The following is a 1,426-nucleotide window of genomic DNA, read 5'->3' on the forward strand; positions in this document are numbered from 1 at the left end:
TAAGCGCCCCTTTGCTCTAACGTCATTCCATCTGTACCACTTATCCAGTCATACAAATGGAATCTTATCCATGGCATACCATTAGACATGCGCATCCCCTTTTTTTATTAAATATAAATGAGTGATCATAATCCCCCCCCTTAAAGCTGTTGCGTATTTATGCGTGCGCATGGTGACGCGTAATCTATTTATTTGATCTCTTTATTTTTGCCTGTTTAAGAGTGTGAATGATGCTGTTGATGTTCATTCTTTTCTGTAGAAGCAGCAATAAAAGCAGATTGTGAAGATAATTTAGAATCACATGATTGCGTCCTATAAAAAAACGAGAAAAAGTCTTCTGCCTTAATCGGTGCTCCAATTCTTTTGGCTTCATTCAAAAGAATTGGGATATGTTTTGTTGGAATTCTCCCACCAGTTCCACCTTTTGATATAGGACGGAGCCAGACATATACGCGTGTTCTATGCACCCCAAGCAACTGAGATACCCTACGAACCCCACCTAATAGATTTATTATTTCCGAAAATTGTTTCATAGCACATTATGTAGCGATTATAAAAACAATGTCAAGAAGGAAAATTAATAATGAAACCACATGTTGCTAAATTAGAAAATGACGATTGTATACAACGTACCTACAATAAAGATATGACAATAAGTATCTCACAATGGTTGCAAAATGCCTTATCTGAAGCTGGATTAAGCCAATCAGAGCTTTCAAGACAGCTAACCGCTTCTTTAGGTCGCTCGATAGATCGTGCTGCCGTCAATAAAATGCTAAAAGGAACAAGAGATATTTCTGCTCGAGAATTATTAGAAATATCAAAGCTTACAGGTGCTTCTATTCCTACTAATCACTTAGTTCCTTTGATTGGATCTGTAGGAGCCGGAGGAGAAATAATCGCAATAGATTCTGGTTGTCTAGAAGAAGTAGAAGCCCCGCCATCTGCTCCTAAAGGAACTGTTGCTGTTCGCGTGGTAGGTGATTCTATGTTTCCAGCCATTGAAGAAGGAAGCCTTCTTTTTTATTCCTATCATTTGCCACCAGAGGATCTTATTAACAACCGCGCCATCATAAAAACTAAATGTGGAAAAGTTTACATCAAAGTATTACGTCTAGGGAAAGAAAAAGGGAAATGGGTTTTATCCAGTATAAATGGAAAATATGCTGATATCGTAGATGTAGAATTAGAATGGTGTGCACCTATCGACTGGATTAAGCCAGCCAGAATATGAGTTAATACTTTTATACTTCTCTTCAAGCAAGCCTTTAGTTTATTACTTTTAAAAAAAATTTTTAAAATCGCTACATTTTTTTGTTGACTTTGTTTTCAAAATCGCTACATTGGTATCCATAAACCACGCACAAACAATCGCCAAGAGGCGTTAGGGAGGAAAAATTATGGAAAATCCAATTCTTATAAATTC

At 36.9% G+C, this 1,426-nt stretch carries 2 protein-coding genes; one reads left to right on the forward strand and one right to left on the reverse strand.

What is annotated here, in order from left to right; genetic code table 11:
• Positions 1 to 215: 215 nt before the first annotated feature.
• Entirely contained in the window at positions 216 to 533 is a 318-nt protein-coding gene (locus ACFILW_RS09715) for a hypothetical protein (RefSeq protein ID WP_375613675.1), read from the reverse strand.
• 50 nt (positions 534 to 583) lie between these two features.
• On the opposite strand from ACFILW_RS09715, the gene ACFILW_RS09720 reads away from it, so the two are divergent.
• Positions 584 to 1,234: a S24 family peptidase gene (locus tag ACFILW_RS09720; RefSeq protein ID WP_004854224.1), complete on the forward strand. Its 651-nt coding sequence runs from the start codon at positions 584 to 586 to the stop codon at positions 1,232 to 1,234.
• Positions 1,235 to 1,426: the final 192 nt, after the last annotated feature.

It is taken from the genome of Bartonella sp. TT110JLCBS (genome assembly GCF_042193405.1).
Lineage (GTDB): Bacteria > Pseudomonadota > Alphaproteobacteria > Rhizobiales > Rhizobiaceae > Bartonella.